The sequence below is a fragment of the Blautia sp. MSJ-9 genome, from assembly GCF_018919065.1.
GTDB lineage: Bacteria > Bacillota > Clostridia > Lachnospirales > Lachnospiraceae > Blautia_A.
This window is the reverse complement of record NZ_JAHLQG010000022.1, coordinates 18,610-44,987: the sequence shown is the minus strand read 5'-3', so window position 1 is coordinate 44,987 and position 26,378 is coordinate 18,610. Positions and strand designations below refer to the sequence as shown.

At 40.7% G+C, this 26,378-nt stretch carries 18 protein-coding genes and 2 pseudogenes; 2 read left to right on the top strand and 18 right to left on the bottom strand.

Annotation, left to right across the window (positions count from 1 at the left end):
- Positions 1-232 precede the first annotated feature (232 nt).
- Complete coding sequence (locus KQI87_RS06230) at positions 233-1,639, bottom strand: MATE family efflux transporter (RefSeq protein WP_253292400.1); 1,407 nt, start codon at positions 1,637-1,639, stop codon at positions 233-235.
- Positions 1,640-1,989: 350 nt separating this feature from the next.
- Positions 1,990-2,103, bottom strand: a pseudogene (locus KQI87_RS17175) (DUF6783 domain-containing protein); the annotation flags it as partial.
- Here KQI87_RS17175 and KQI87_RS17170 point away from each other — a divergent pair.
- Positions 2,053-2,232: pseudogene (locus KQI87_RS17170) on the top strand (DUF6783 domain-containing protein). The pseudogenes KQI87_RS17175 and KQI87_RS17170 overlap by 51 nt on opposite strands.
- A gap of 70 nt (positions 2,233-2,302) precedes the next feature.
- Here the strand turns inward: KQI87_RS17170 and KQI87_RS06225 are convergent.
- The 6 genes from KQI87_RS06225 to KQI87_RS06200 form a co-directional block, all read right to left on the bottom strand.
- A complete protein-coding gene (locus tag KQI87_RS06225; protein ID WP_216459366.1) occupies positions 2,303-3,163 on the bottom strand; it encodes a carbohydrate ABC transporter permease in 861 nt (286 codons plus the stop codon).
- On the bottom strand, positions 3,163-4,215 hold the full coding sequence (locus KQI87_RS06220; protein WP_216459365.1) for a carbohydrate ABC transporter permease: 1,053 nt from the start codon (positions 4,213-4,215) through the stop codon (positions 3,163-3,165). Before KQI87_RS06220 ends, KQI87_RS06225 begins: the two co-directional genes overlap by 1 nt.
- A 202-nt stretch (positions 4,216-4,417) precedes the next feature.
- Positions 4,418-5,665: an ABC transporter substrate-binding protein gene (locus tag KQI87_RS06215; RefSeq protein WP_442860612.1), complete on the bottom strand. Its 1,248-nt coding sequence runs from the start codon at positions 5,663-5,665 to the stop codon at positions 4,418-4,420.
- A gap of 373 nt (positions 5,666-6,038) precedes the next feature.
- Positions 6,039-6,203: a substrate-binding domain-containing protein gene (locus KQI87_RS06210; RefSeq protein WP_216459363.1), complete on the bottom strand. Its 165-nt coding sequence runs from the start codon at positions 6,201-6,203 to the stop codon at positions 6,039-6,041.
- A gap of 130 nt (positions 6,204-6,333) precedes the next feature.
- Positions 6,334-7,899 carry an alpha-amylase family glycosyl hydrolase gene (locus KQI87_RS06205; protein ID WP_253292399.1) on the bottom strand — a complete coding sequence of 522 codons (1,566 nt, stop codon included), beginning with the start codon at positions 7,897-7,899 and terminating at the stop codon, positions 6,334-6,336.
- A 268-nt stretch (positions 7,900-8,167) separates the two neighbouring features.
- Positions 8,168-9,814, bottom strand: a complete 1,647-nt coding sequence (locus KQI87_RS06200; protein ID WP_216459362.1) for a glycoside hydrolase family 43 protein — start codon at positions 9,812-9,814, stop codon at positions 8,168-8,170.
- A 264-nt stretch (positions 9,815-10,078) separates the two neighbouring features.
- Between KQI87_RS06200 and KQI87_RS06195 the strand changes: the two genes are divergently transcribed.
- Positions 10,079-10,924 (top strand): helix-turn-helix domain-containing protein, encoded by an 846-nt coding sequence (locus KQI87_RS06195; RefSeq protein WP_216459361.1) that lies wholly within the window; start codon positions 10,079-10,081, stop codon positions 10,922-10,924.
- A gap of 79 nt (positions 10,925-11,003) precedes the next feature.
- Here the strand turns inward: KQI87_RS06195 and KQI87_RS06190 are convergent, their stop codons facing one another.
- The 10 genes from KQI87_RS06190 to KQI87_RS06145 all read right to left on the bottom strand — a co-directional run bounded on the left by KQI87_RS06190 (position 11,004) and on the right by KQI87_RS06145 (position 26,291).
- The gene (locus KQI87_RS06190) at positions 11,004-11,618 is read right to left on the bottom strand and encodes an ECF transporter S component (RefSeq protein WP_216459360.1); all 615 of its coding nucleotides are present in this window, start codon (positions 11,616-11,618) and stop codon (positions 11,004-11,006) included.
- A gap of 382 nt (positions 11,619-12,000) precedes the next feature.
- Complete coding sequence (locus KQI87_RS06185) at positions 12,001-13,173, bottom strand: NAD(P)-dependent malic enzyme (protein ID WP_008705797.1); 1,173 nt, start codon at positions 13,171-13,173, stop codon at positions 12,001-12,003.
- A 199-nt stretch (positions 13,174-13,372) separates the two neighbouring features.
- The gene (locus tag KQI87_RS06180) at positions 13,373-15,136 is read right to left on the bottom strand and encodes a DUF4179 domain-containing protein (RefSeq protein ID WP_243097063.1); all 1,764 of its coding nucleotides are present in this window, start codon (positions 15,134-15,136) and stop codon (positions 13,373-13,375) included.
- Positions 15,137-15,143: 7 nt separating this feature from the next.
- Entirely contained in the window at positions 15,144-15,794 is a 651-nt protein-coding gene (locus KQI87_RS06175; protein ID WP_118521738.1) for an RNA polymerase sigma factor, read from the bottom strand.
- A 318-nt stretch (positions 15,795-16,112) separates the two neighbouring features.
- Positions 16,113-16,619, bottom strand: a complete 507-nt coding sequence (locus tag KQI87_RS06170; RefSeq protein WP_118593596.1) for an HD domain-containing protein — start codon at positions 16,617-16,619, stop codon at positions 16,113-16,115.
- A gap of 156 nt (positions 16,620-16,775) precedes the next feature.
- A complete protein-coding gene (locus KQI87_RS06165; protein WP_216459359.1) occupies positions 16,776-21,644 on the bottom strand; it encodes a YDG domain-containing protein in 4,869 nt (1,622 codons plus the stop codon).
- A gap of 104 nt (positions 21,645-21,748) precedes the next feature.
- Positions 21,749-22,444 (bottom strand): TetR/AcrR family transcriptional regulator, encoded by a 696-nt coding sequence (locus tag KQI87_RS06160; protein WP_253292398.1) that lies wholly within the window; start codon positions 22,442-22,444, stop codon positions 21,749-21,751.
- A gap of 398 nt (positions 22,445-22,842) precedes the next feature.
- The gene (locus KQI87_RS06155; protein WP_216459358.1) at positions 22,843-24,000 is read right to left on the bottom strand and encodes an FprA family A-type flavoprotein; all 1,158 of its coding nucleotides are present in this window, start codon (positions 23,998-24,000) and stop codon (positions 22,843-22,845) included.
- Positions 24,001-24,203: 203 nt separating this feature from the next.
- Positions 24,204-24,812: a cytidylate kinase-like family protein gene (locus tag KQI87_RS06150; RefSeq protein WP_216459357.1), complete on the bottom strand. Its 609-nt coding sequence runs from the start codon at positions 24,810-24,812 to the stop codon at positions 24,204-24,206.
- Between the two features lie 120 nt (positions 24,813-24,932).
- On the bottom strand, positions 24,933-26,291 hold the full coding sequence (locus tag KQI87_RS06145; RefSeq protein ID WP_253292397.1) for a Na+/H+ antiporter NhaC family protein: 1,359 nt from the start codon (positions 26,289-26,291) through the stop codon (positions 24,933-24,935).
- Positions 26,292-26,378: the final 87 nt, after the last annotated feature.

Genomic DNA, 26,378 nt, shown 5'->3' with positions numbered 1-26,378 from the left:
AGACAGGTCTGCCATTAACGTCTTATTTTCTTGGAAACGGAGACATTAAAAAAGTGCTAAGTCATAGGTTCTAATCTATGGCTTAGCACTACTTTTTTAATTCAACTCCTAAAGTCAGGGATGATACACTATAGTATATCGGTTAGTCAAGCCAAATGTTATTGAGAATTATTATCATTTCATTCACGGTGCCAATCATAAAAACACTCCTGAAAACTTTGGAGCACGATACTTATGACACAATATTCTGCAGCCATACCCCTTTCTTAACCAGCACAAATCCAATCACACATTTAATCAGATCTGCCAGCTGTACACAAGCATAAATCGCCAGCACATGAATTCCTGTAAAGCGGCTCAACACAAACGCGATCGGCACACTGACACACCAGATAAACACACTGTCAAACAGGAACGTAATAATCATCTTTCCACCGGAACGCAGAGTAAAATAGGTTGCATGCAAAAACGCATTCTGCGGCATAAAGAATGCTGTGAGCATAATCAGATACTTCGCCAGCTCCCTCGCCTCATCATTAGTATTATAGAGCATTGGAAACAGCGGTGCCATAACAAACATCACCATTGCCACACAGGTACAGCACATCACTGAGAACGCGATCATCTTGTTATCTGTATCTCTCGCTTTCTTCATATCTCCCGCACCCAGAAGCTGTCCCACAATAATCGCAACAGAATCTCCCAGCGCAATAAACACAATATTAAACACATTGTTGATGGTATTGGAAATATTCAGCGAAGCAACCACATTCAGCCCTCGAATCGAATAACACTGAGTCAGCATCGCCATGGCCGAAGCCCATAAAGTCTCATTAAACAACAGCGGTGTACCCTTAACCAAAATCTTCTTTGTCAGATTCGCAGGAACCTTAAGCGTACTGTACAGCCCCTTTGCAAATGCATTTTTCTCCGTATGCCTGTGTGTCCAGCCTATTACAATTGCAGCCTCCACATAACGTGACAGTACAGTTGCGATTGCCGCACCTCTCACACCCAGTCTCGGGAAGAAAAACACACCATAGATCAGCAGGTAATTAAACAACAGATTCACACAGATTGCCACAACTCCTGCTTTCATTGGCAGAACAGTCTCTCCGCACTCTCTCAGAGTACTGGAATAAATCTGCACCATCATAAATGGCGGCAATCCCAACAGCATAATATCCAGATACTGCTTTCCATACTTAAGCGTATCTGCGATCTGCTGCGTAGTACCCTCTCCCTGAAGATACATACTGATCAGATTCTCTCCAACAGTCAGAAACAGTAAAATTGTCCCAATCGTCAGAATCACAGCCATCCAGAACTTATACCTGAATGTCTGCCTCACACCCTCGTGATCCTTCTGTCCAAAATACTGCGCCGTGAAAATACCCGCTCCGGATACCCCTCCGAAAATACACAGATTATAGACAAAAATCAGCTGATTCACAATGGAAGCCCCTGACATCTGCTCCGTACCGATCCGCCCGATCATAATATTATCCAACAGACTCACGAAATTCGTGATTCCATTCTGGATCATGATCGGAACAGCCACAGCCAGAACCATCATATAAAACTTCTTGTCACCGATAAACTTCTTACGAAACGATGACCTTTCTTTTGTCCTTTCCATAAAATTTTTCCTCATCCTTCTTCACAAAAATAGACTGTCCAGAGACAGCCCTCGCCTTAAGCGTTGTATCACCTACATTACTATAAAAGCCCCAACATTTCAAGCCCATATCTGTAAAATTTATACTATCATTTTCTATTCCGTTTATGTTCCGTTTCTATCCATTCCATCTCCAATAACACACTTCCATACCTATCATTCACAGTCCCAGCCAGTTCACAGCGAAGAAAAATAAATGTTTTGAACCACATCTACAGGGGGTGTAGCAACTCTTAGTCTTTGGGAATTTGCGTTATGTCAGAAAAATTCACTGTCTGAGCGAAGCGAGTTTGAATTTTTCTGGCATGGTTTTAGCAAATTTCCAAAGGCTTAGAGCGTGTCTGAAAAAGGCTTTCTGCAAGATGTGCGTCACAATTTGTGGGATATTTTGCCCGGATGAGGGCGCCGTAGCGGGCTACGGCAACTGAATTCGGGTGAAATATCCTACAAAGTGGGGCGTGCAGATTGCGGGAATGATTTTTCAGACACGCTCTAGAGTTCCTGCCCCCGCAGCCGTGGTTCAAAACATTTATTTTTCTTCGCGTCCCCTTTGAAACCATAAAAAAGCTGTCGTCCCCAATAAATGAGGAAAACGACAGCCTTTTCAAAAAAGTATTTGCAAGCCTATTTAATAGCACCCTCAACCATACCATTCATAATCTGCTTCTGAGCAAGCAGGAATACGATGATCATCGGAATCATTGCCAGGAGTGCCGCAGTAAGGATCAGATCCCACTGCTTAACATAAGAACCAACAAACGCCTGTACAGCAACCGGAAGAGTCTTAACCTTACCATTCTGTCCTAACATCAGAGAAGGAAGAAGGTAATCGTTCCAGATCCACATACCATTCAGAATAGTAACAGTAACAATAACCGGTTTCAGAAGCGGAAGGATAATGCGGAAGAAAGTTCCCTCAGGAGAACATCCGTCAATCGCTGCAGCTTCTTCCAGTTCATATGGAATACCTTTAATAAAACCAGTTAAGATAAATACTGTCATAGCACCACCGAATCCACAGTATGCAAATACAATACCAGGAATAGACTGAAGCATGTTGATTCCAAGGAATTTACCTACATCACGAAATGTAGAAACCAGAGGAAGCATAACTACCTGGAAAGGAATTGTCATGGATGCGATAAATGTCATGTAAATAACTGTAGACCATTTTGTCTTGTTACGGCAGATAACCCATGCAGCCATACCGCCAAATAAAGCAAGTAATACAAGGGAAACAACTGTAATGACCGCAGATGTTCCGAATGCACTCCAGAAACTGAAGTTAGAGTTGTTGACAACGTTTGAAATATTTGTCTTAAACTGTGCAAAGCTTGCACCCACAAAGCTTACAGGGTTTGCAACAATACCGTTTGCATTCTTAAATGTATTAATAAGTACCAGATAGAAAGGAGATAATATGTACGCTGCGATAACAATCGCAACAGCTGTAAGCACTACCTTTGGCGTTTTCTTCGTAACCATTACATTTCAACCTCCTTCTTATTGGAAATTCTAACCTGAATAATAGATACAGCAGCCAGGATAATGAAGAACAGAATAGCTTTCGCCTGACCAAGTGCATAATTGTTCTTGGAGATCGCTGTATTATAAATATTCAGAGCCAGCATCTGAGTACCGTTTGTCAGATAGTTTCCGAAGAAACTTGCAACAGAACCTGTACCATTTGTTAAAGCCATGTTAACATCGAACTGTTTGAATGCTGATGTTAAGGTAAGGAATGTACAAATTGTAATTGTAGCTGCGATCATCGGAATCTTAATCTTAAATAATGTTGTAACTGCATTTGCGCCATCGATCTGTGATGCTTCCAGTACATCTTTAGGTACCTGTGTCAGACCAGTTACATAGATCAGCATGATATAACCCGCATACTGCCAGATATAAACAACGATGATAGCCATCATAGCTGTGTTTGTCTTTGACAGAAGTGAAATATTATTTGTCATCTTGATCAGTACGTTGTTAAATACGAACTGCCATACATAACCGAGTACGATACCACCGATCAGGTTTGGCAGGAAGTAGGAAGCTCTGAAGAATGAGATTCCCTTAATCTTAGAGGTACAGAGCAATGCAAGCATAAACGCTACTACATTTACCAGAACCATGTTCAGAACTACAAACAGAATTGTGATGATCAGTGACCAGAGGAAACTTGGTTCATTGAACATTGTCTTGTAGTTTGCAAATCCTACAAATCCTGTCATCTTGATTCCATTCCAGTCTGTAAAGGAATAAAACACACCAAGGCATAATGGAATAATGACTGTTACTACAAATGTAAATAACAATGGAAATACAAATATAAAGTTAACGATGCTTCTGTGATGTTTTAATGTCGGGAATAAATACATTCCCAGTAAAATGCCGATTGCACCAATGATCAGTGCCGGACCTCTCCAGCCTGCTCCACTTCCGGAAATATCCTGAATCAATGCTACAGCCAGCAAAATAATACCGGCAATCAGGCATACCATGGAGATTACTTTTTTACTAGCACTGTTTGTATTCATTTTGCCTTCACCCTTCCTATTTCTTATTCAAAGCAAAAATGCTACTGTCAATTTCGTTCTAAGTAACACAAAAATCAATGCGTCTTAACCGTTTTTGCGTACCTGAATGGAGGTCTGCCCGGACCTTTACTCAGGTATGCAGCGCAATAAAAGTGGGCGGCAACATAATCGCCGCCCAACAGATATCAGTTATTCATTCTGATTAGTTTGCGTATGCACTCTCAAGAACCTGCTGCATTGTCTTTACAAATCCAGCTTCATCAAGGCTTCCAGATGCATAGTCAGCAAATACCTGACCTGTATAGTTCTGTGCGATACCTTCTTTGAAACCTGGAATTGACCAGTGCCATGCGGATGTCTTTCCTGCTTTCTGATAATCAGTAATTGTCTGAGCAAACGGATCATCGCCTACGATTGTGCAGGATTTGAATGGGCTTACGAATCCAGCTTCTTTTACGAGAACTTCCTGAGCTTCGTCTGTTGTCAGCCACTGAAGGAATGCTTCTGCTGCTTCTACATTACCATCTTTGTATACAGACCACCAGGATGGGGAGCTTGTAAGGATTGTATCCTGTCCGTCTTCGAATGCGTATGGGATCATACCAACTTCGAAGTTACCAGCTTCTTTGTAAGCGTCAGCGTCATCACCAACCATTGTTGCACCGATCCAGGATCCCTGTGTAACAAATGCATATTTACCGGATGAGAAGTTCAGAATCTGCTGATCGTATGTACCGGAAACAAGGAGTGCAGGATCTGAATACTGGTTCAGAAGACCTACAAAGTTAGCGAAATCTGTGAAACGTTTTTCGTCAAGTTTACCGCCATCATTGAGCATGTCAATGTAAGTAGTGTCTTCTCTGTCAAGACCTTCATCCAGATATGTACCAAATAAATGGTTACCAGTTGACCAGTAAAGATTAACCGGTTCTGCGCCATATCCGACAACTGCTGTCAGACCAAGTTCATCTTTCTTGGAATCGATTGTCTCAAATGCTTCTTTGATTGCATCCGGACTTGTTAATGTGGAAGGATCAATTCCTGCTTTGTCAAGGATGTCTTTGTTATATGCAAGACCGATTGCTTCTGTTGTATATGGGAAACCGATTGTACCCTGGCTCTCATCAACATAAGCTGCATCTGTATCAGAAGCCCATTCCTGATCGCTCATATCTACTAACATATCTGTCCAGTTAGCAAAGTCTGCTCCACTACCGTTTACGAAAATATCAGGCATGTTATCTGACTGATAGTATCCTTTCAGAGTACCCTGGATATCGATTCCGCCGCCCATGGATTCGATTTCTACTTTAGTTCCTGTTTCTTTCTCATACATTTCAGCTAATTTCTTTAACTGAGCGTCAACTTCGATCTTACCGTTTACAAGACGAATACTGTCACCGTCTGCTGCCTGTACGGATACTGCTGCCGGAACCATTGATGCGATCATAGATACTGCTAAAAGTGTTGCAAATACTTTTTTCTTCATTTTCGTCACCTCGTCATTTTTTTAACTGTTTCTTTTTACCTTTTGCGCATAAGGTTTTTTGATAGTTGTATAATACCACTTTGTTTCTGAAATAGCAAGACCTTTTTCGCATAAGTTTGAATTTTTTTATCTTTCTTTTTCGTCATTTGTTAAATATGCACAATTTCTTTTTTCTATCTTATTACACAATGTCCAAAAAAGTGCTATTTTGAGGTCAAAAAAGTGCATGTCTTTTGGATTCTCTCCTCTGACATGCACTTCTGTCTTACTTATTCACACCTGACCATCCGCTTCTGTTCTTTCGTCAGTAATCTTTTTTATTCAGTAATCTTCTTTACTCCGTAATCTTTTTCACACTGTCCCTGAATACCATCTCTACAGGCAGTGTATAATTTTTCTTTTCCAGTTCCTCACCTCTGATAAGTTTCTCCAGACAATCCACTGCCACTCTTCCTTTTTCTCTGATATTCTGATGGATCGTCGTGAGCTTCGGTCTCATAAGTCTGTACTATTTTATGTGTCTATTTCTCGTATACTTCCGTGCAATACAAAATCCGGCAAAATCAGGGAAGTTCTTTCCATTCTTTTGCCGGATCATATTTTTAATTATTTTCTGTTAACTCAGATAATCAGTTCTCTGCTTTTAAGAATGTAGCAGATGCTGCAGGTACTTTCCATTTGCCGTCTGCGTAAGCTGCTTCTCCGTGATTGGAGTAAATTACCTGTACATTCTGTGGAATCTGTGCGTCACATTCTACGTCCTGTCCGGATGGATTAAGTACAATGTAGATTGTCTCGTCTTTTCCGGTTCTCTTGTATACTAACGGATATGCAGATTCTTTTACATATACAAATTCCATCGGTGCTGTATTCTGTAATGCCTGATGTTCTTTTCTCACTGCGATCAGTTTCTTCACTTCATCATACAGGCTATTCTTTCCTGCAAGTGCGTCCTCTGCGGTCGGACGGTCTTCATCAGGATCGATCTGAATGTAAAGTTCTTCCGGTTTACAGCTTGAGAATCCTGCGTTAGCACTGTGATTCCACTGCATCGGGCTTCTTGAACCTGTACGGTGGAAACCGCCTTCTACGGATTTGATGCCTGAGAGATATTTCATACCGATTTCATCGCCATAGTAAATGAATGGAGCTCCAGGTACGGATAACAGGAATGCAAATGCAATCTTAATCTCTTCATCATCCAGAGTTTCTTTGATACGGATCATATCGTGGTTTCCGGATGGGATACAGATCAGACCCTCTCTGTTTGTTGCCGCATAGTTTTCTTCATAAGTTTTAACAAATTCAGAGATATCTCCTTTTCCCCTTCTGGAGAAATATGGCTCTTCTACACGGAACAGGTCAAGATAATGAGATGGTCCGAAGTGAAGAAGGAAATCCATATGGAATCCGCCTCTTAATGAACGGCCCGGCTCGCCCCACTCAGAAAGAAGTGCACATTCCGGGAATTCTTCATCCATAAATTTACGGAAGTCCTGCCATAATGCGATAGTTCCTTCCTGATCATCATCGTTCTTTACCAGAGATCCTGCCATATCTACACGGAAACCATCACATCCCATAGACATCCAGAAACGCATAACATCTTTCATTGCTTCTCTGGTTGCCATTGGTCCAGGTGCATCCATCGGCTGCTGCCAGTCCTTGTCACATCTTGCAAAACCGAAGTTCAGAGCCGGCTGTACAGAAAAGAAGTTTACTGCACAGCAGCCGTTTCTTTCGGAAAAGCCACGGATGCTTCCACGAATGCTTCCTACATCCTGGAAATCATCCCATACATCATTTGTCCATACATAACGGTCTGTGTATTCATTTTTCTCAGCTTTGCAGGACTCTTTGAACCACTCATGATCTGTGGAAGTATGTCCCGGTACAAGGTCAAGCAGGACTTTCATTCCTTTTTCATGAGCTTTCTGGAAGAGTTCTTTTAAATCTTCGTTTGTTCCGTAACGTGGTGCTACTTTCTTATAGTCAGCAACATCATATCCTGCATCATAGAATGGTGATTCAAAACACGGATTTAACCAGATTCCGTCACATCCTAAATTCTTGATGTAATCCAGTTTACGGATGATTCCCTGGATATTTCCGATTCCGTCTCCGTCTGTATCCAGAAAAGTCTGTGGGTAAATTTCATAAAATACGATGTTTTCTAACCATGATGGCATTCCCATTGTAAAAATCCTCCCTTAAATCTTAGTTTTTCTTGTATGCCTGCGCAATTGGTCATACAGCAAAAAATTCTGATATAAGCAAAAAATATGATATTTTGTAGCAATTTTCTTTTAGCAATTTAATTATATCTCAATTATTCAGGGATCTCCACTGAAATTTTGACTAATTTTTATATTATTTTGACTTTTATCCAAAGAAAGACCATACCTCAACGCTGAAGTATGATCTTTCTCTTATCATCTGTTTTTATTTTTTATGTTGGCTAAATTACTCAACCTGACGACTCTCGTCTGCTTTGTATTCGAAGAAATCGAAGTCTGCACATTTTTTATGAAGTACACGGTCTGCACATGTGATCCCTACCATAGTTCCGGTGAATTCACCGTATTTACAGTATTCATCGGAGAATCTTGTTGTATCGAAAATTCGACCGATCTTCTCATAGTTTTCGCCGTCATAGCTCCACTCAAACCAGGATTTACGTCCTTCGATATAGAGTCTCAGGTAGATCGGTTTGTCTTCTACCGGAATTCTGGTGTTGAGAAATTCTGTTTTTTCACCGTTCTCCAGATGAATAATTGACAGAGCACTCTGTCCAAGAGTCTCACTGTAATATTTGCGGAGATTGATGTAGTTCATATTGTCGTAGTACAGAATCAGACCTGCGCTGTGCTGATGAACTTCAGGTACAAATTCCATCTTTGTGGTGATTCTTGCATAAACGCTGGTAAGCTTACGGGCAAGGATACTTACTTTATTCAGAGATGTACGGGATTCCTGCCCGCGAAGTCTTACATAACCTTTTCGGGCTTTTACATCTGCAAATCTCTGCGGCATGATTCTTGGAGCATAATAGAAGTTTCCAAGTTCGTCTCCGTTAAAATCGTCAAAATCAGGAGTTTTTTCTACCGGATATTCTGGAAGAGAACTTTCCGGCACTTCCAATTTTGCCATGTTGGTCCCGTCTGCCATGCGCAGCCAGTTATCTTCTGTCCACATCATCTTCTGGATAGCAGTTTCACGTCCCAGTGTACAGCGAAGTTCCGGTACAAACGGTCTGGAGCAGAGGTGAACCAGATATACCTCACCTGTAGGCAGTTCTACATAACTTCCATGTCCGGATTTCTGTAAAATGGATTCCGGATTATAATATTTCGGTTTCAGATGATCCGGGTCCTGTCTTTCATAGGATTCACCAGGTACACTGGTAACAATCGGATTCTTAGGATCTTTTTCATATGGTCCCCAGACGTTTTTGGAACGGCCCATTGTAACACAGTGGTTGTATCCTGTACCGCCCTCAGCACACATAATGTAATAGTACTCGCCACGTTTAGTCAGATGCGGTGCTTCGATGCATCCTCTGTCTGTGCCGCCTCTCCAGATTCGTTTCGGGTAACCTACGATTTCTTTCTTTGCAGGATCATATTCTACCATGCAGATTGCACCTGGTTTCTCATATCCTTCTCTTGTCTCCCATTCCAGAGATACAATGTATTTCTTTCCGTTTGTATCATGGAACATGGATGCATCAAAGCCGGAAGAATGCAGATATACAGGTTCGCTCCATGGTCCTTTAATATCTTTCGCGCAGATCATAAAGTTGTCTACGTCGAAGTATCTGGCGTTCATGGAATTCATGACGCCGTAAACAACATAGAACATATCTTCCTGCTCGCAGTAAGTCAGGCATGGTGCCCAGATTCCTTTTGCACTTGGAAGTTTCTTGAGATCTACTTTCTCATCGTCTGTAAGTACATGTGTATATAATTCCCAGTTCTTTAAGTCTCTGGAATGATAAACCGGTATTCCCGGGAACCATTCAAAAGTGGAAACTGCAAGGTAATAGTCATCCCCTTTTCTGCAGATGCATGGATCAGGGTTGAAGCCTGGAAGTATCGGGTTCTGGATCATATTCTTTTCCTCCTGTTATTTCTTCTATTCTTATCTGTTTCATTTTGCTGTATTTTCTTTGATGAATTCATATTACCATAAACTCCAAGCAGATGTCAGGCATGATAAGAACAAATATATAGGTCGATATTCTCTTTTATTGCTTACATTCCTGATTGCTCATGTCAAGTTAAACCGATAAAATCATCCGCATTCGACAAAAATATGATATGATAATTACCAGATAATTTTCATCGGAGATTTTTGAGAAAGTGAATTGAAATTATGGAAAAAAAAGAAAATTCTTATGAGATTATAGATGTGTCAGATATTACAAATGTACGTTTTTATACCTCCATTGACCAGGGCAGTTATATTCCGCCCCACTGGCACCGGGCTGTGGAGATTATTTACATGCAGGAAGGTTCTCTGGATATCACTGTGGAATCCCAAAATTTCACGATCTATCCCGGTGACTGTACTCTGATCAATGCCAACATTCTGCATTCTACCAAATGTACAAGTCCAAATAAAGCGATTGTTCTGCAGATTCCTGTTGATTTTATGGAAAAATATATTCCAAATATTCAGCAGCTTCTTTTTATGCTGGATCATACAGTTACAGATCCGGTGCGTAAAACTAAAACAGCCATGCTCTGTACTGTCCTGGAGCAGATGCAGATCATCGACGATATCCGTCCGGATGGATTTATCATGCGGTTTAACAGCCTGCTTTTTGAGCTGCTTTTTCAGCTTTACCATAATTTCAGTGTAAAAATGTTCCAAAGCGATCTGAGTCAGAAGAAAAAAGATCTGGACAGATTGAATCTTGTCCTGAAATACATTGCAGATAATTATAAACGGTCAATTTCCCTGGCGGAAATTTCCGAGGTTGCTTATCTGCAGACCGGATATTTCTGCCGCTTTTTTAAGAAACGCATGGGCGTTACATTTCTGGAATATCAGAACGAATATCGGCTTTCTTTTATTTACAGGGATCTGATTTCTACGACAGATCCAGTTCATGTGATCCTGGAACGCCATGGATTTACCAATTATAAGCTCTTTCGGAGAATGTTTCAGGAGCATTTCGGAGACACTCCTACGCAGATACGTAACAGCTATCAATAAACTATAAAAAACAGCATTTCAGGTTCTATGCCCGAAATGCTGTTCTATGTTGTCTGATTTATTTTCTATTCAATTAATCTTATGCTGCCTGGCTGTTTTTCTTATTTGTGACTGTAAGCAGATGACTCTTGATCAGTACCGGACGTACTGCATTATAGATCACTGCTACCAGAATTATGGAAACAACCGCATTGAATAAGGTAGCTGCCGCACTCATTTTTGCAAGTGCTTCTGCAAGTTCCTGCGGCTGTCCGAGGATGTACTGTTTGTAGAAGTATCCCACGATTGGGTCTGCCACTACGTTAAAGGCAAGTCCTGCGATAGATGCAATAAGACTCCATTTGAATACGTAAGCTTTATCTGTGCTTTCGTTGATCTTTGCATATTTGTGTGCTACCAGTCCTGTAATAAGACCGATACAGAATTTCAGGACAAATGTTTTCGGTGCACCAGTGATATATACCGGATCCATCAGGTCTGCGATTCCCATTCCGATAGCACCGGATAATCCACCGTATACGCCGCCGATCAGAAGTGCTGCAAGTACGCAGAATGCATTTCCAATATGAATGGAAGTTGCATCTCCGCCAGGTACAGGAATCTTGATCTGCAGAAATGTAAAGGATACATAGCATAATGCAGCCATTAATGCTGTCTCTGCCAGTTTCGTTACTGTACTGTTCTGTGTGTTCATAATAATTTTCCCTCTCATGTTGCTTTTTTTGCTGATACATTTACTTGCATATCTCAAATGAACGTTATTTTACAGATGTTTAACCACTATTCCCTCTGTATTTTCACTTTAGCATGGTACTGTATCAACATATAGCGGTATCATACACCCTACATTTTTTCATTTCAATGACCAGTTTATTTAATTTTTCAGAGGTCAGATCAAAATCAGATTTACTTCTCATCAACAAATTTCCCAACATTGTTGTCCGTTCAGGAAAATAATAGTACGGATAATATAAAAAGTCCTCTGTTTCACAATATTTACACGAAACAGAGGACCTTATAATATTTATGATCTTACTCTCAGGCTTCCCTTCAGCCCGATCCTGTTATTTATCTGATCAGATTCTTGCTACGCCAGATTTTCTTGCAGCTTCTGCTACAGCTTTCGCTACAGCGTCTTTTACACGTGGGTCAAATGCTGCCGGAAGAATATATTCCGCTGTTAATTCTTCGTCGCTTACCAGACCTGCGATTGCATATGCTGCTGCAACTTTCATTTCATCGTTAACATCTGATGCTCTTGCGTCCAGTACACCACGGAAAAGTCCCGGGAAGCAGAGTACGTTGTTTACCTGGTTCGGGTAATCAGAACGTCCTGTGGATACCACTGCTGCGCCTGCTGCTTTTGCTTCGTCAGGGAAGATTTCAGGTACCGGGTTTGCACATGCAAAGATGATAGGATCTTTTGCCATTGAGCGGACCATATCCTGTGTCAGTGTTCCAGGTGCGGATACACCGATGAAGATGTCTGCGCCTTTGATCACTTCTGCAAGAGTACCTTTCTCTTTGTTGAAGTTTGTGATCTTAGCCATCTCTTCTTTGATCGGGTTTAATCCTTCTCTGCCTTCGTAAATCGCACCTTTTCTGTCTGTCATGATTACATTCTTAAGTCCCATGGACATTAACAGTTTGATGATAGCGATACCTGCAGCACCTGCTCCGGAAGTAACGATCTTCACTTCATCAAGCTTCTTGCCAACCAGTTTCAGCGCATTGATAACACCTGCAAGTGTGATAACTGCTGTTCCGTGCTGGTCATCGTGGAAGATCGGAATATCACAGCATTCTTTCAGTTTCTTTTCGATTTCAAAACATCTCGGTGCGGAAATATCCTCAAGGTTGATTCCTCCAAAGGATCCGGCCAGAAGACTTACTGTCTTAACGATCTCATCAACATCTTTACTGCGGACGCAGAGCGGAATCGCATCTACACCGCCAAATTCTTTAAAGAGTACACATTTGCCTTCCATAACAGGCATACCTGCTTCCGGTCCGATATCTCCCAGTCCAAGTACCGCAGTTCCGTCTGTTACAACAGCAACTGTATTCCAGCGTCTTGTCAGATCATAACTCTTGTTTACATCCTTCTGGATCTCCAGACAAGGCTGAGCAACACCCGGTGTGTAAGCAAGGCTTAAAGCATCTTTGGAATCTACTTTGGCTCTTGATACAACCTCAATTTTACCTTTTAAGTCATAATGCATTTTTAAAGATTCTTTTGCGTAGTCCATTTTGTTTTGGCTCCCTTCTGCACTCTTTTTTTGAGACGCCTACATTGTAACATTAACCTGGCTCAGATTCTACTGTTTTTCTGACCTTTTTTTATCAAAATAATTAAAACATCATCTTTCTGCAGAAAATTGTGAAGATGCTGTTTCAGTTACGGGACTTTATCATCTGATATCAAGGACAAAAAGAAGCTTTATATCATTATTTATCTGTATCAAAATGTACTTCTGTGCCGGCAACTGCCCGTTCATCCAGGAGCTGTTTGAAGGTCCTGGTCTTTGCTTTTTCTTCGTAGTCATCGGACCAGTAGTAGCCTTTCAGCTCATCCATATACTCATAGTAGTCACAAAGATAAATATATACAGTGGAAATGTCTCTGTCCTGTATCGCATATGTGTTATTGCTGTTTGACACGCCTCCATATGGCATGATATCTCCATTGGCATCCAGCATAACTGCAAAATACTTTGCTTCCGGATCCTGCATTTTCATAGTGATCTCAAATGGTGTTTTCGTAATGGAGAGAACACCATCTCCATTTTCATCTACCACATTTACATCCTTTTTAACCGTATCGGAAGTATTTTTCTCTACATCTACGTTGAACTTCCAGTCACCCTTCAGTGTCCATGAGTTATATCTGTTATTACCTTCAATTGCCTCAGGATACCGTTCAAAATACTCATTCCACATCTCAGTGAAAAACTGATGTTCCAGATCCTTCTGTTCTTCTGTCAGGCTCTCATAATCTGCATCATCTGTGCTGATTCCATGCTCTGCCATTTTCTGATTATATTCATCCCGCAGATCCTGAGGGATATCCGGGGTAGTATCCTGGTCATCCGGAAGAGTACCCACAATATCTTTCAGATCCAGCTCCATGGCAAACCTGTCAGGTACTTTGATGTCTTTGACATAATCGCTGATTGCCGGACCTCCCACCTGAGGAAGGTTCTCATCACTGTATTCATCCATTCCCAGTGTCTGGGCTAACTTGTCAAAACTAAAGTCCTCAGAATCTACATCAATCCCTTTTTCCTTGAAAAATGCATTACGCACCTCATAAAATTTTGTCCATCCTGCATCATCCACTGTCATATCTTCCACAGGAATACGCAAAACTCCTGCATAAGTATTATCATCCAGCATTTTTCCATCCAGATAAGCATTGAACAGATTACTTTTTCCATCCATGTAATCATATTTCACTGTAGAATTTTCGCTGAGCTTAATATTAGGTTTTCCCTCAGATGTGATGAAGGTATCCGGAAATTTATCTTCTGTATGGATTGTCATAGACAGATACATTGCCAGTTCATTACAGTATACCTCTGAGAGTGTGACAGTTGTTCCATCTACCGTTTTGCTGTAGGATTGATCGTCTTTCGTTTTATCTGCATTGTGATTTTCTGTTGTATTCTGATCCTCAACCTGAACATTTTGAGAATTACTGCTACCCTCCTGACTTCCATCAGCATCTGCAGACTGTGCACCTTCTGCTGATTCTGTCAGCTGTTTTGCATATTTCGAATAATCACCATAAAATCCCAGAGAATTGCCGAGCTGCTTAAATACATTTCCGACCAGAGGAATGTTCTCTGCAAATGCAGGATTTGTGATACATACTGTGGAAAATACGGCTGCAGCTGCGGTCAGTCCCAAAGCTGTTTTGTATACTGCTTTGAATTTCTTGTGCGATTTTGCTGTTCCTGTGGATTTCTTTCCGTAACTTCCTGTTGATTTCTTTGTTGATTTTTCTGTTGATTTCTCCGGTAATCTTCGCACCATGTTCTCTGTATTCTCCACATGTCCAGAATCTGCTGCCATTTCCCTAATCCTGGCAAATGCTTCGTTTTTTGCATCTTCCGCCTGCTTTGGCAACGGAAAATCTGCCTGCATGATTTCCTCTATCACATTGTCATTTCTGTTATTCTTTTCTTTATCAAAATCCAACTTCTTCGCCATAATCACTTCATCCCTTTCTTGCACTTACCGTTATACTTCCTGCTATTACCGATCCTGTTCTCATATTTCCATTCTGGTTTTCCGCAAGCTCTTCTGTTATACCTGTAAATTCTCTGTTTTTCTTTTTCTTCTGCTGCAGTCTTTTCTTCTGAATATTATCTTCTGCTGAAGTATATTCCTGCTTTAGCTGCACCCGGGCCCTGACCAGTCTGGTTTTTACTGTGTTTTCATTCATATTTAATATAGAAGCAATGTCTGCAATCCGAAATCCCTCTACATAATACAGAACCAGTATGATTCTGTAGGATTCGTCCAGCATTCCAAGCATTTCCTTGAACTCAAATTCCTCAATGGACATATCCTGTCCGGGGACTTCCGGAAGTTCTTCAGCTCTGCTGAAGTTTTTGTAGTGTCTGTGGATTTTATTGCATTCATTGATCAGGATCCTGATCATCCAGGTTTTGAAATATTCCGGATTTTTCAGTGTATGTATTTTTTCAAAGCAGGTAAGTATGGTATCCTGCATGGCATCTGCGGCATCCTCATCATTATCCAGGATTCCCCGCGCCACCTTGTACATTGCCAGAGAATTCTTTTCCATCAGTTCCAGAAATGCATCCGCATCTCCTGAGATGGAGCGTTTTACCAACTGTATCAAATGCTGATCCTCCTTGCTTAGAGTTTTATGTGTTACTGTTTACTTCATGTCCAGTAGCTCTTATGTTTTTACAAATATGTTTCATTCGAATGAAGCTTTGTTGTTTTGTTTTACACTTATTAGATGGGGAATTATAGAGAAAAGTTTCATATCTTTTAAATAAATTTTCAGGGGTCAGATTTTTTATATTTATTATAACCGCTCATCTGCATATAATTGTAATACAAACAAATTATAATCCCTAGATTTTCCCACAAAAAAACCGGCACATTTCTGCACCGGTTTTTTTCACTCATAATCTTTCTTAATGTTTTCCTTTTATTCTTCAGCATTCAATCTCTTCTGATACATAGACTGGAGCAGGAATTTTCCTGTCTCTGTTTTGAATACTTTTTCCAGCATGTTTCTCACATTGTTTCCGGAAAAATTACTCTCATCTGCATTTACCAGATAATCTGCCTCTATCATGATCTGATAATCAATACCGTCGATTCCGGTTATTGTATGATGATGACTTACAATATAAGAAACACGATCTACAAATTCTTTCGGCAGATCTGAATCTACAAAAAATTCCTCTATCAGTGCCGCACTTTCTTCCTCCTGATGTTTACCGTTGGCATTTCCGTATTTTACTCTGCAGAGAGGGCAGGCAATATCATGGACAACCGCAGTAACCTCCACCAGCTTCTGCTGCTCCGGTGACAGATTTTCGCCCTCTGCGATTGTTTTTGCATATGCGTATACTTTCATGAAATGGTTGATGTCATGAAGATCTCCCTTGGAATACTCTACCATTTTCTTTATAACTTCTGCTACTGTCATGTTTTGTTCCTGCCTTTCTCCTACGGTATTTTCTTCTTGTAGTTTATAGCTCAGGCTTCCTTAATACTTTTGGAATTTTCCTCTTCCTGTAAGAAATTTATCTGCCAAAGTATACAACATTGCTAATGCCTTATCAGAAGCTTCATAATTTCCTTCTCATTTTACTGTTACCGTCACTTTTTTGTACACTCCGTTGTTGGCCAATATGTATATAGTGCAGACTCCTTTGCCTTTTGCCTTGATCACGCCGTCTTTGTTTACCGTTGCCACTTTGCTGTTGGTGGTGTAATAACGGAAGGGACTGGTATGGGAAACCAGATCTTTCCTGCTGTCTTCGGCTTTGAGACTGCATTTTAACTGGAAGGTTTTTCCAACTGATAAGGTAATCTCCGTCCGGTTTACTTTGATGGAAGCTGCGTTTGTTGTGGAAGCCTGTTTCAGGGCAACATGCACGTCATTGGATCTGGCAATATAAATCTTTCTTCCTTCCACCATCTTATAAGCTGCAACAAAGTACTTATATTCATGGTTTTTCTTCAGTTTCTTATGGGACATGGAAAGTTTTCCGCTTTTGACAGTTCCAACCTTTTTATAGTTTATTCTGCCGTCACAATAACTCCAGTAAACATCGTATCCTGTCGCGCCGGCATATTTCTTCCAGGAAAGGGTAATGCTGTTCTTATTGGCTTTTCCTTTTGCGAAAAATACCGGAAGTTTCAGGCGGTAAATATCCTTTCCTTTCAGTTTAGACTGGTCGGCCTGCTGGATTGTGAAAATACCCTTCTTAAATGTAATCTTGTAATTTGGGTTTGAGCCTTTTTTCTGGGAAACTTTGATCGTATATGTTCCCACCTTCTCCCCCGCTTTTCGTTTCACGACAATTCCGGACAGGGTATCCTCTCCTACCAGACCACTGGCTGTGTAAGTAAGGACAGGGTCTGCCCCGCCAACGATCTTCTTCAGATTATCCGCTGTTACCGTTATTTTTTTTGGATTGATATCTGCTATGGTATCTGCCTGCTGTCCGTCAGCGGTCAGGACGTAGTTACTTGCCGATCTGCCTCCCAGTACCAGGTTTGTGATCGTAACCGTTTTTCCTTTGGCTGCATTACTGTCAGCAAATGTACCTTCTGCACTTACCGTAAGGGCATCTCCCTCAATCAGCCTTGCAAACACTACTTTGCTGTAATCCAATTCTGCATTCTTATTTCCATCATATACCTTCTTATTTGCGGTAATTCCGGAAATCTCCACTCCTCTTGGCTTAATGGTATAGGTCTTTGTTGTTGAAGCGGCGGTAAAATAACTGTTTCCAGGTACACTGACCTTCACTTCATAAGTACCGGCATATGTTGGTGCTTTTGTCTGCCAGATTCCATTTACGTTGTACTCAACTTTGACACTGGCAGTGCTGTTTGTTGTATACACCAGATCTGCAGGCTGTCCGTCATACTCTTTATCCAAAACACTTGTGATTTTTACATTTGCTGTCTGGTATATTACATTTACTGTCTTCTGTTTTACCTTTAACGCGATCTGGCTTTCAGCAGGTTTGTCACCGTCTCTATACTGTGTTTCTCCCTGCGGATGATATGCAACAGTCAGCGTATAAGTTCCAACTGCCAAAGTATCAAGATATTCTCCGCTGAACGTGATTTTGTCTGCGGAAACTGTATAATCCGTTCCTTCTTTTAAAATGTCCTGCCCATTTTTTACAGACGCTACGGTGTTTCCATTTAATGTTACCTTCGCATCTACGGAAGTTTTGGTTGTTTTTGTGTAGTCGATGGAAGAATCCACAACTACAGAATCTTTAAATACAACCACTCCATCTGAATTGATGATGGTCTGATTTCCTGCATTGTCAGTAATACGCGCATAGATCACATACTTGCCGCTTTCTGTCAGGGAAAGTTTATTAGCCGCGTCCCATGTAACCCATGTGCCATTTACATCATAGGATTCATCTGCCTTCACCTTTTGGTATTCTATTGAGGCAATTCCACTGGTAGAATCTGCTCCTGTGATATCAACAGCAGCATTATCCCAGAACCAGTAACCGTAAGCAACAGGGTTCAGAAAACTGCTAAATGTATTTGTTCCAATTTCAATTTTTCCTGTTGGTGCTTCAGTATCAATTTTGAAAATTGCTGTTTTTTGGTCTGTAATGTATCCATTTGTATCTTTCAGATAATAGGTTACAGAATGTTCTCCCTTATCACTGTACTCAAGAGAATTACTCCACGTACTCTTATCCGTTGAAATTTCATAACCAGTTTCCGGCACAAGTGACACTGGGCTTACATACCAGTCATTCTTCCCCTCAGTTCCGGAAACACTAGCACTTCCCTCTGCAAGATAAGTAATCTTCCAATCAATCTGTGCCTTTTCTGTTTCCGGCAGTTTATAGTTGGGGTTTCCAAGGTCTGTAACTTTGGCTGTATAATTTCCAGCTTCTGTCTTTTTATTATCAGTATAAACAGGTGTAATTTGATCTCCACTAATAGCATTGTTTACAGTTGCTTCTATGCTATGTTCAGTACCTGTGTAAATAAATTCTGTATTTCCCCATGTAAATTCTGCTGTACGCTTATCAATAGAAGCCTTTGTCTGTAATTGGTTAATTGTCACATCATAATTATCTGCACCATTTCCGGAAATCACAGCCTTCGACTTGTCAACTGTTACTTTTTTATTAGATCCAGCATTCCGGTCTTCAAAAGTACCTGTAAGGTTTGTAATAGTAATGCTATCACCGGATACCAGTTCACTCTGATTCACTGTTGCATTTACAGTGGCAGAGTCGCTTCCATCGTAAGTTTTATTATCTGCACTTACGGTTGCATCTATGGGTTTCCTTGCAATTGTAAATCGCCCCGGTTCTGTAATACCAGCTGCATAATTTCCGTTCTCCGTCACAGCAGCCTTTACATAGTAAGTACCTGCATTCTTTGGTACTTTTCCGTCCGCGTTTGCGCCATTTCTAACAGTTGTTACATTTGTACAATTTTCATTTGTATAATATGTGTAGGTAAACTGTGACTCATTGTATGAAGTGGTAATATCACTTCCACCTGACTTAACTGTCACCTTCGGTGTATTTGCGTTCTTTCCATAAGTCCAACCATCAATGGTCACTGTCGGATTAATTTGGATTCTGATTTTAAAATCGGCACTTATGATTTGACCACCTAGTGTGACTTTTACAGTATAGTTCCCAGGATTAACCGGAGCAGCACCTTCACTGGCAGATCCGCTATTGCTGCTGCTTGTGAGTGCACCATCCTTCAAATAATATACGGTACTTGCTTCAGCGCCCGTAGCATAGGTAATATTATTGGTTACCGTTGCTCCGGTATACGCGTTACCAGAATAGTATTCATCTGTTGCTGTCAGGGTTAAATCCAATTTATCGGGATTAAATCCGCACTCTTCTTTCGTACATGTTGCAATGATTTTATTCTCACTTGGTGAATAATTCCATGAATGAGCATGATCGTCTATCTCCAGATACTTTCTAGTTGTATTATAATTTACGGAATTAGAACCGTTAGCATAAGTAATCTTTGCACGCATATCCGGTGATGTTTCAGATGTCGTAATTTGACGTGGAAATTTAATAGTCTCGGTCCAATCATCCTCCGCCCAAACACTCGCAGTTCCTTTGAAATCATCTTTTATGGTGAATATTGCTCCCTCTGCAAGCCAAATATCTCTTTTATTTTTTAGAGTTGCATTTCCGCCAATACTTAATGTCAAATTTGAAGAAGCTACTTCAATACCATCAGAAAAGTTTTTGATTGTTCCGCCAACAATGTTGACGCTATCTGCTTTTATTCCAGTTCCGCTTTGTTTAATTGTTGTAATAGTTCCGCCATACATATTAACAGTTCCGCCATAGATAGTAGACCATGTATTATATCCATTTTCAAAATTAGTTCCATCGTAAATATTTATTCTTCCTGAAGCCTTTGGTGGATAATTTCTTACAATTGTCCCACAACCAATCTCCCACTCTTGCTCTGTTGTATGAAATGAAGTATTCTTAAAATTAATCTCACCCGCATTAAAAATCAAAGCATTTCCATTTATTGTATCTGACGATATATAAATACCTCTCTCAAAAGTAACTATTGCATCTTTCTTTTCATTATATAAAACCTGGCACGTAACCTTCACAGTATAATTTTTTTCGTTTTTAATCGTTAGTTTTTTGCAGGCACTTTGCACATAAATAAAATTGCAGTCAATTTTCCCATTTACATTAATATCTCCAGTAATCTCCAGGGTAACTTCTTCCGTAGTGTTAATATTGATCACACCACTTTTATAAGGAGCAGTATAGGTTCCTCCCGCTATCTTATACGTTCCCCCGGTAGTAATGGTTACATTATTTCCAGGTGAAATTGTGTCACCTGGCGAAATTGTGTTGGTATCCGCTAACTCTTCCGTCATCCCATTAAAATACCCAAACAGCGCTTCCAGCCTGCTTACATCCACCAGCCCTTGTTCTTCTTCAGAAAGCAGGTCCAGTTTTTCCGCGATATCCTGGGCTTCTGTATACACATCTGTCTGCGCCTGATTCAAGGTGCTTCCTTCTACCGTAGTACCATCGGCCAGGTTCTGAAATTCTTCCACAGTTGGAAGGGCGTTGATCCGCTCCTGCAGTTCTTCTACAGATGCCAGGCTCTGGAAGTCAGATTCTACAGAAGAATCTCTGCCATTGCTGCCAAAAGAATCACTCTCGTCTGTAAAGCCACTTTCCATATCCACTGTATCATTTCCATTTTGAACATCTGGCATATCCTGAAAATCAGTAAGCTCCTGATCTTCCCCGTCTCCACCAGCCCCGGGCATAGGATCTGATGTGGATCCAAAGCCCAGACTCTCACTGTCTCCAAATTCCTGCACTTCCTCTGCCGCCCAGACAAAAGATTCCGGTATCACAGACGTGGTGAGCATTGCTCCTGCCAGGATCGCGGAAAATAGTTTTCTGCTCTTTTTTGCGAATTTGATTTTCTTCATCTTGTTTCTCCCTCCATATTCCTGCTTTTTAATTGTTCCTCATGTTTTTCTGGTTTCCTATGAAACAACTGCTTTGGCTTAAGCCGAAGACAATACAATGTTACTTATATATCATTCAGCACTGACTCAAATCCTTCTTCTGCTTTTCTCACTGTATCAGCAATAATTTTTTCGGCCATAGATTTTAAATCTAACTTTAAAACCTGTTCTATAATTTTCTCCTGTTTTTCTTCAGGCACCTTGTACAAGGTGAAACAGCATTTGAGAAATCTTCTTAATTTATCTTCCATGGTAAAATACATATCACACTTTTTTGCCATAAATCCCCTGGTAATTCCTGCCGAGGCAATGTCCATTTCATAATAATCTTTCAGCTCCGCGGTTCCCATATATTCTGCAAAAATAAACTGCAGTTTCTTTGCCGTACTAAGATAAATGTATTCCGATGTAGTGGGAAGCGTATACCCTACCACGTATAATTCACGCAGCGGCTCTGACATTTCTGCTATATACATCTGCAGGGATGTTTCGACCCCATAAATAAGTAATGGGTCGGCATTCTCCCCCAATATAGCCCCTGTATTTTCAAACTGGCTACTAAACATGGTTTTTACCAATGTCAGTAATAACGCCTCCTTATTCTCAAACGCCGCAAAAAAGGATGATGGTGCCATTCCTGCTGCTCTTGCAATCGAAGCTGTTGTGGTTTTTTCATATCCATTCTTTAAAAAAAGCTGTACTGCTGCATATAGCATTTTGTTTCTTCTGACAATTCCTTTATGCTGTAATCCTTTTGGCATTTTTTCTCCAATCATAATATTGTTTGCACTTTTGACTATAGTCAATTATATAGTAAAATCTGATTATTCGCAACTATTATTTGATTTTTCAAGAAAAAATATAGCCTTCATTTTATGAGATTCTCAAAATCTTTGCCGGCAGCATGCGGTTTATATTATACATTGAGTTTCCGCGGGAAAATATAAGAAAACACTATAAGACCCGGTATATCGCAGGGTCTTCGTTTTACAAAAAAATACCTCCGCGGAAATCCCGTGGAGGTTAAAAAAGTTTTTCTGCTGTCTATGGAGCAGTTTGTTTTTAAATAAATTCTGTATCAGATAATAATTCTTCTTTAGAATGTCCTTTTGGGATAAAATAATAAAAGAGAAAATTCATGAAAAAACTTACCTGAAAATTATTTGCAGAGTTCCTCTGCCATAGCCTCAATCTCTGCTTCGTTTGCTTCGCTTAAGGAAGAAGTGATCTTTACATTATTTTCAAGCCATGTAATGTTTTTGCTCTTTTCGAACATTCCCTGCATGATTCTTGCCGCAGCAGGTGCCCAGCTTCCGTTTTCGATGAGACCGATGGTACGGTTCTGGTAGCTGCGTTCTGTAAGATTCTCAATGTAAGTACGCATAAATGGGAAAATATCTCCGTTGTATGTAATTGTGGCAAGTACCAGTTTGCCGTAACGGAAAGCATCTTCTACTGCTTCTGCCATGTCATCTCTTGCAAGGTCAAATACAGTTACTTTCGGGCATCCTTTTTCTTCCAGTTTCTGTGCCAGAAGTTCTACTGCTTTCTTTGTGTTTCCATAAACAGATGTATAGGCAATCACAACACCTTCGCTCTCTACTTTGTAGGAGGACCAGATATCATATTTCTCAAGGTAATGTCCCAGGTTCTCTGTGAGGATCGGTCCATGAAGCGGACAGATTGTCTGGATATCCAGAGTTTCGGCAGCTTTCAGGAGCTTCTGAACCTGTGCACCATATTTTCCAACAATTCCGATATAGTAACGGCGTGCTTCGCAGTCCCAGTCTTCTTCTACATCAAGTGCTCCGAATTTACCGAAACCGTCTGCTGAGAACAGAACCTTATCAGTACTGTCATAAGTAACCATAACCTCCGGCCAGTGAACCATTGGTGCAAATACGAAAGTCAGCATATGTTTTCCAAGTGTCAGGCTGTCACCGTTTGCAACCACCAGCTTCTTTCCGTCCAGATTCAGGTTTCTGAAGAAATTTCCCATCATAGTGAAGGTCTTGGTATTTGCAACTACGGTTGTGTCAGGATATGCTTTCATGAAGTTCTCGATATTTGCGGCATGATCCGGCTCCATATGCTGTACTACCAGATAATCCGGTTTTGCACCGTTGAGAACTTTAGCTACGTTTGCAAGCCATTCGGCTTTGAAGTTGGCATCTACAGTATCCATAACTGCAATCTTCTCATCCATGATCACATATGAATTGTATGACATACCATTCGGCACCACATACTGTCCCTCAAACAGGTCTACCTGATGATCATTTACACCTACATAATAAATATCATTTCCGATTTTCATTGTAAGACTTTTCCTCCTTGTTGAGCCCATCTTCATAGCTGTGTATCTATGATTTTGTCTTCTTTTTATTTCTGTACCTATTATATCCAATTTCTTACAGGAAATCAATACCGTCTGCATATCTGCCCGCAGAATTTTTCAGGTACTTTAACGCCAAAATTCCCAACCACAAGATAATAATACCTATGGTCAGGAATTCTTATTCAATCATAAAATTTTTTCTTTACAGCTTCTGCAAGAAATTCCGCTGTTCCTTTTACCCCGAAAAAGCTACTGTCAATGAGAATATCTTTATAGCGTTTATCATCTGGGAGATATCCTGCATACTGCATATGATAGGAATTTCGAGCCTCATCTACGGACTTGATCATCCTGCGGGCTTCCTGTTCTTCCAGTCCCAGGTCTTTGATGCAATGTTCAAGTCTTGCTTCGTAAGATGCATAAATATAAATATGAAGACTGTTCTTCACATCACTCAGAATGAAATCTGAGCAGCGGCCTACGATAATGCAGTTATTCTTTTCTGAAAGAAACTGTATGATATTTTTCTGTGTATCGAAGATTTTGTCCTGTGTATTGCTGGTTCCTTTTCCAAGGGGAAATATCATTCTGGAAAAAGGATTCACTGCCTGTTTTACTGCCTTTTCTTCTTCCTGATCTACTACTGAGATTGGAAGTTTCAGCTTCTTTGCAGCCTGATCCACAATATCTCTGTCATAATAATCTATTCCCAGGATCTCACTCATCTGTCTCGCGATCGGACGCCCAAGGCTTCCGAACTGTCTTGTAATAGTAACCACAAAATGATCCATCCAATACCCTCCTGCTCTTTTTACCGTCAACAATGTTCATTTACAATATCTGTATCACAAAGTTCAAAAATCATTCGAAACTGTATTCGAAGACTTTTGACTCTAACATCTCAGCTACAATTATAGCACAAATCCAACCACACCGAAACAAAGAACGGACAATACACTGGCAATGATCACATAAGGAATCTGTGTCAAGGCATGTTCCATACTGTCTACTCCGGCAGACTGTGCTGCAAGCAGAGTTGCATCTGAATAAAAGCATGCATGGCTTCCGAATGTTCCTCCTGAAATAACGGCAGCCATGATCAGAACCGGGTTTGCTCCAAGAGCTGCTCCAAGTGGAAATACGATTGGTGTGATAATGGAGCTCATTCCCCAGTCAGAACCTGTGGTGAATGCAAGAACAGCACCAAGGATAAATACCATAGCCGGAAATACTGCTGCAAAAAGGAATGGCTCTGCAAGCTGAATGATGTACTCTGTCATTCCCATTTTTCCGGAAAGGTCTTTTAAAACAAAAGTAACCAAAAGCATGGTCAGTGTTGGAAGCATATCACCAAATCCACGGATCATACTGTTCAGGAAAGCATCTACTGTAAGGATTTTTCTTGGAACATAAATTGCAAAGCAGACAATTAATGCCAGGATCACGGCGCTTAAAATATCACCGGAAACAACTGCAACTGCAACCAGAACACCCATTGGGATCAGGAAATTCCAGATATTTCCGTCGTCATCCAGCTCTGGATTCTCATGGTTGTACTTTCTGCTGGACTCTGAATAAACCATTCCAGTCTCTTCTACTCTCTGATATGCCTTTTTCATAGGTCCGATCTTCGGCATCCATCCCATAACAAACAGGAATACAATGACCAGTGTAATGATCGGATAAAACAGGAACGGGATCGCTTTCAGGTAAGCCCCCATAGCACTTGTTACTCCCAGAGCTTTGACACTGTCCTGTTCATAAAACAGGCTGGCATAGAAAACTGCCCATGTAGAAAAAGGAAGCAAAACGCACACTGGTGCTCCTGTGGAGTCCAGAAGATATGCAAGTGTTTCTCTCGGAAGTTTCTGCTTGTCACTGATTTTTTTCATACATGTACCGATTGACAGTACATTCAGGTAATCATCCACGAAGATCAGAATTCCCATGATAAATGTAGTCAACAGTGTTTTTCTTTCTGTATTGCAGACTTTGGAAATGTATTTGGAAAAGCCGAAGCTTCCTTTTGAATCTGTAAGCAGACTGATCAGACCGCCAAACAGCAGGCACACCAGCATAACCCACACGTTCTCTGCCAGCATATCCTGAAGTGACTGGCTCCATCCTGCCAGAAATCCTTTTCCATAGAGAAAAACTGCTGCTACCATGGATCCTGCGATCATAAATTCCACGCAGCGTCTGGTAACTACCGCTCCTACAATGATCAGAAGCGTAATAATAATTGCCACAAGTCCTAAATTCAGATGCATATATCAGGCCTCCTTTTTCATACGAATTTTAATCAGATCAGGTAAATCCACTGCTTTAATTTCGAAAATCAATAATTATTATTGAGG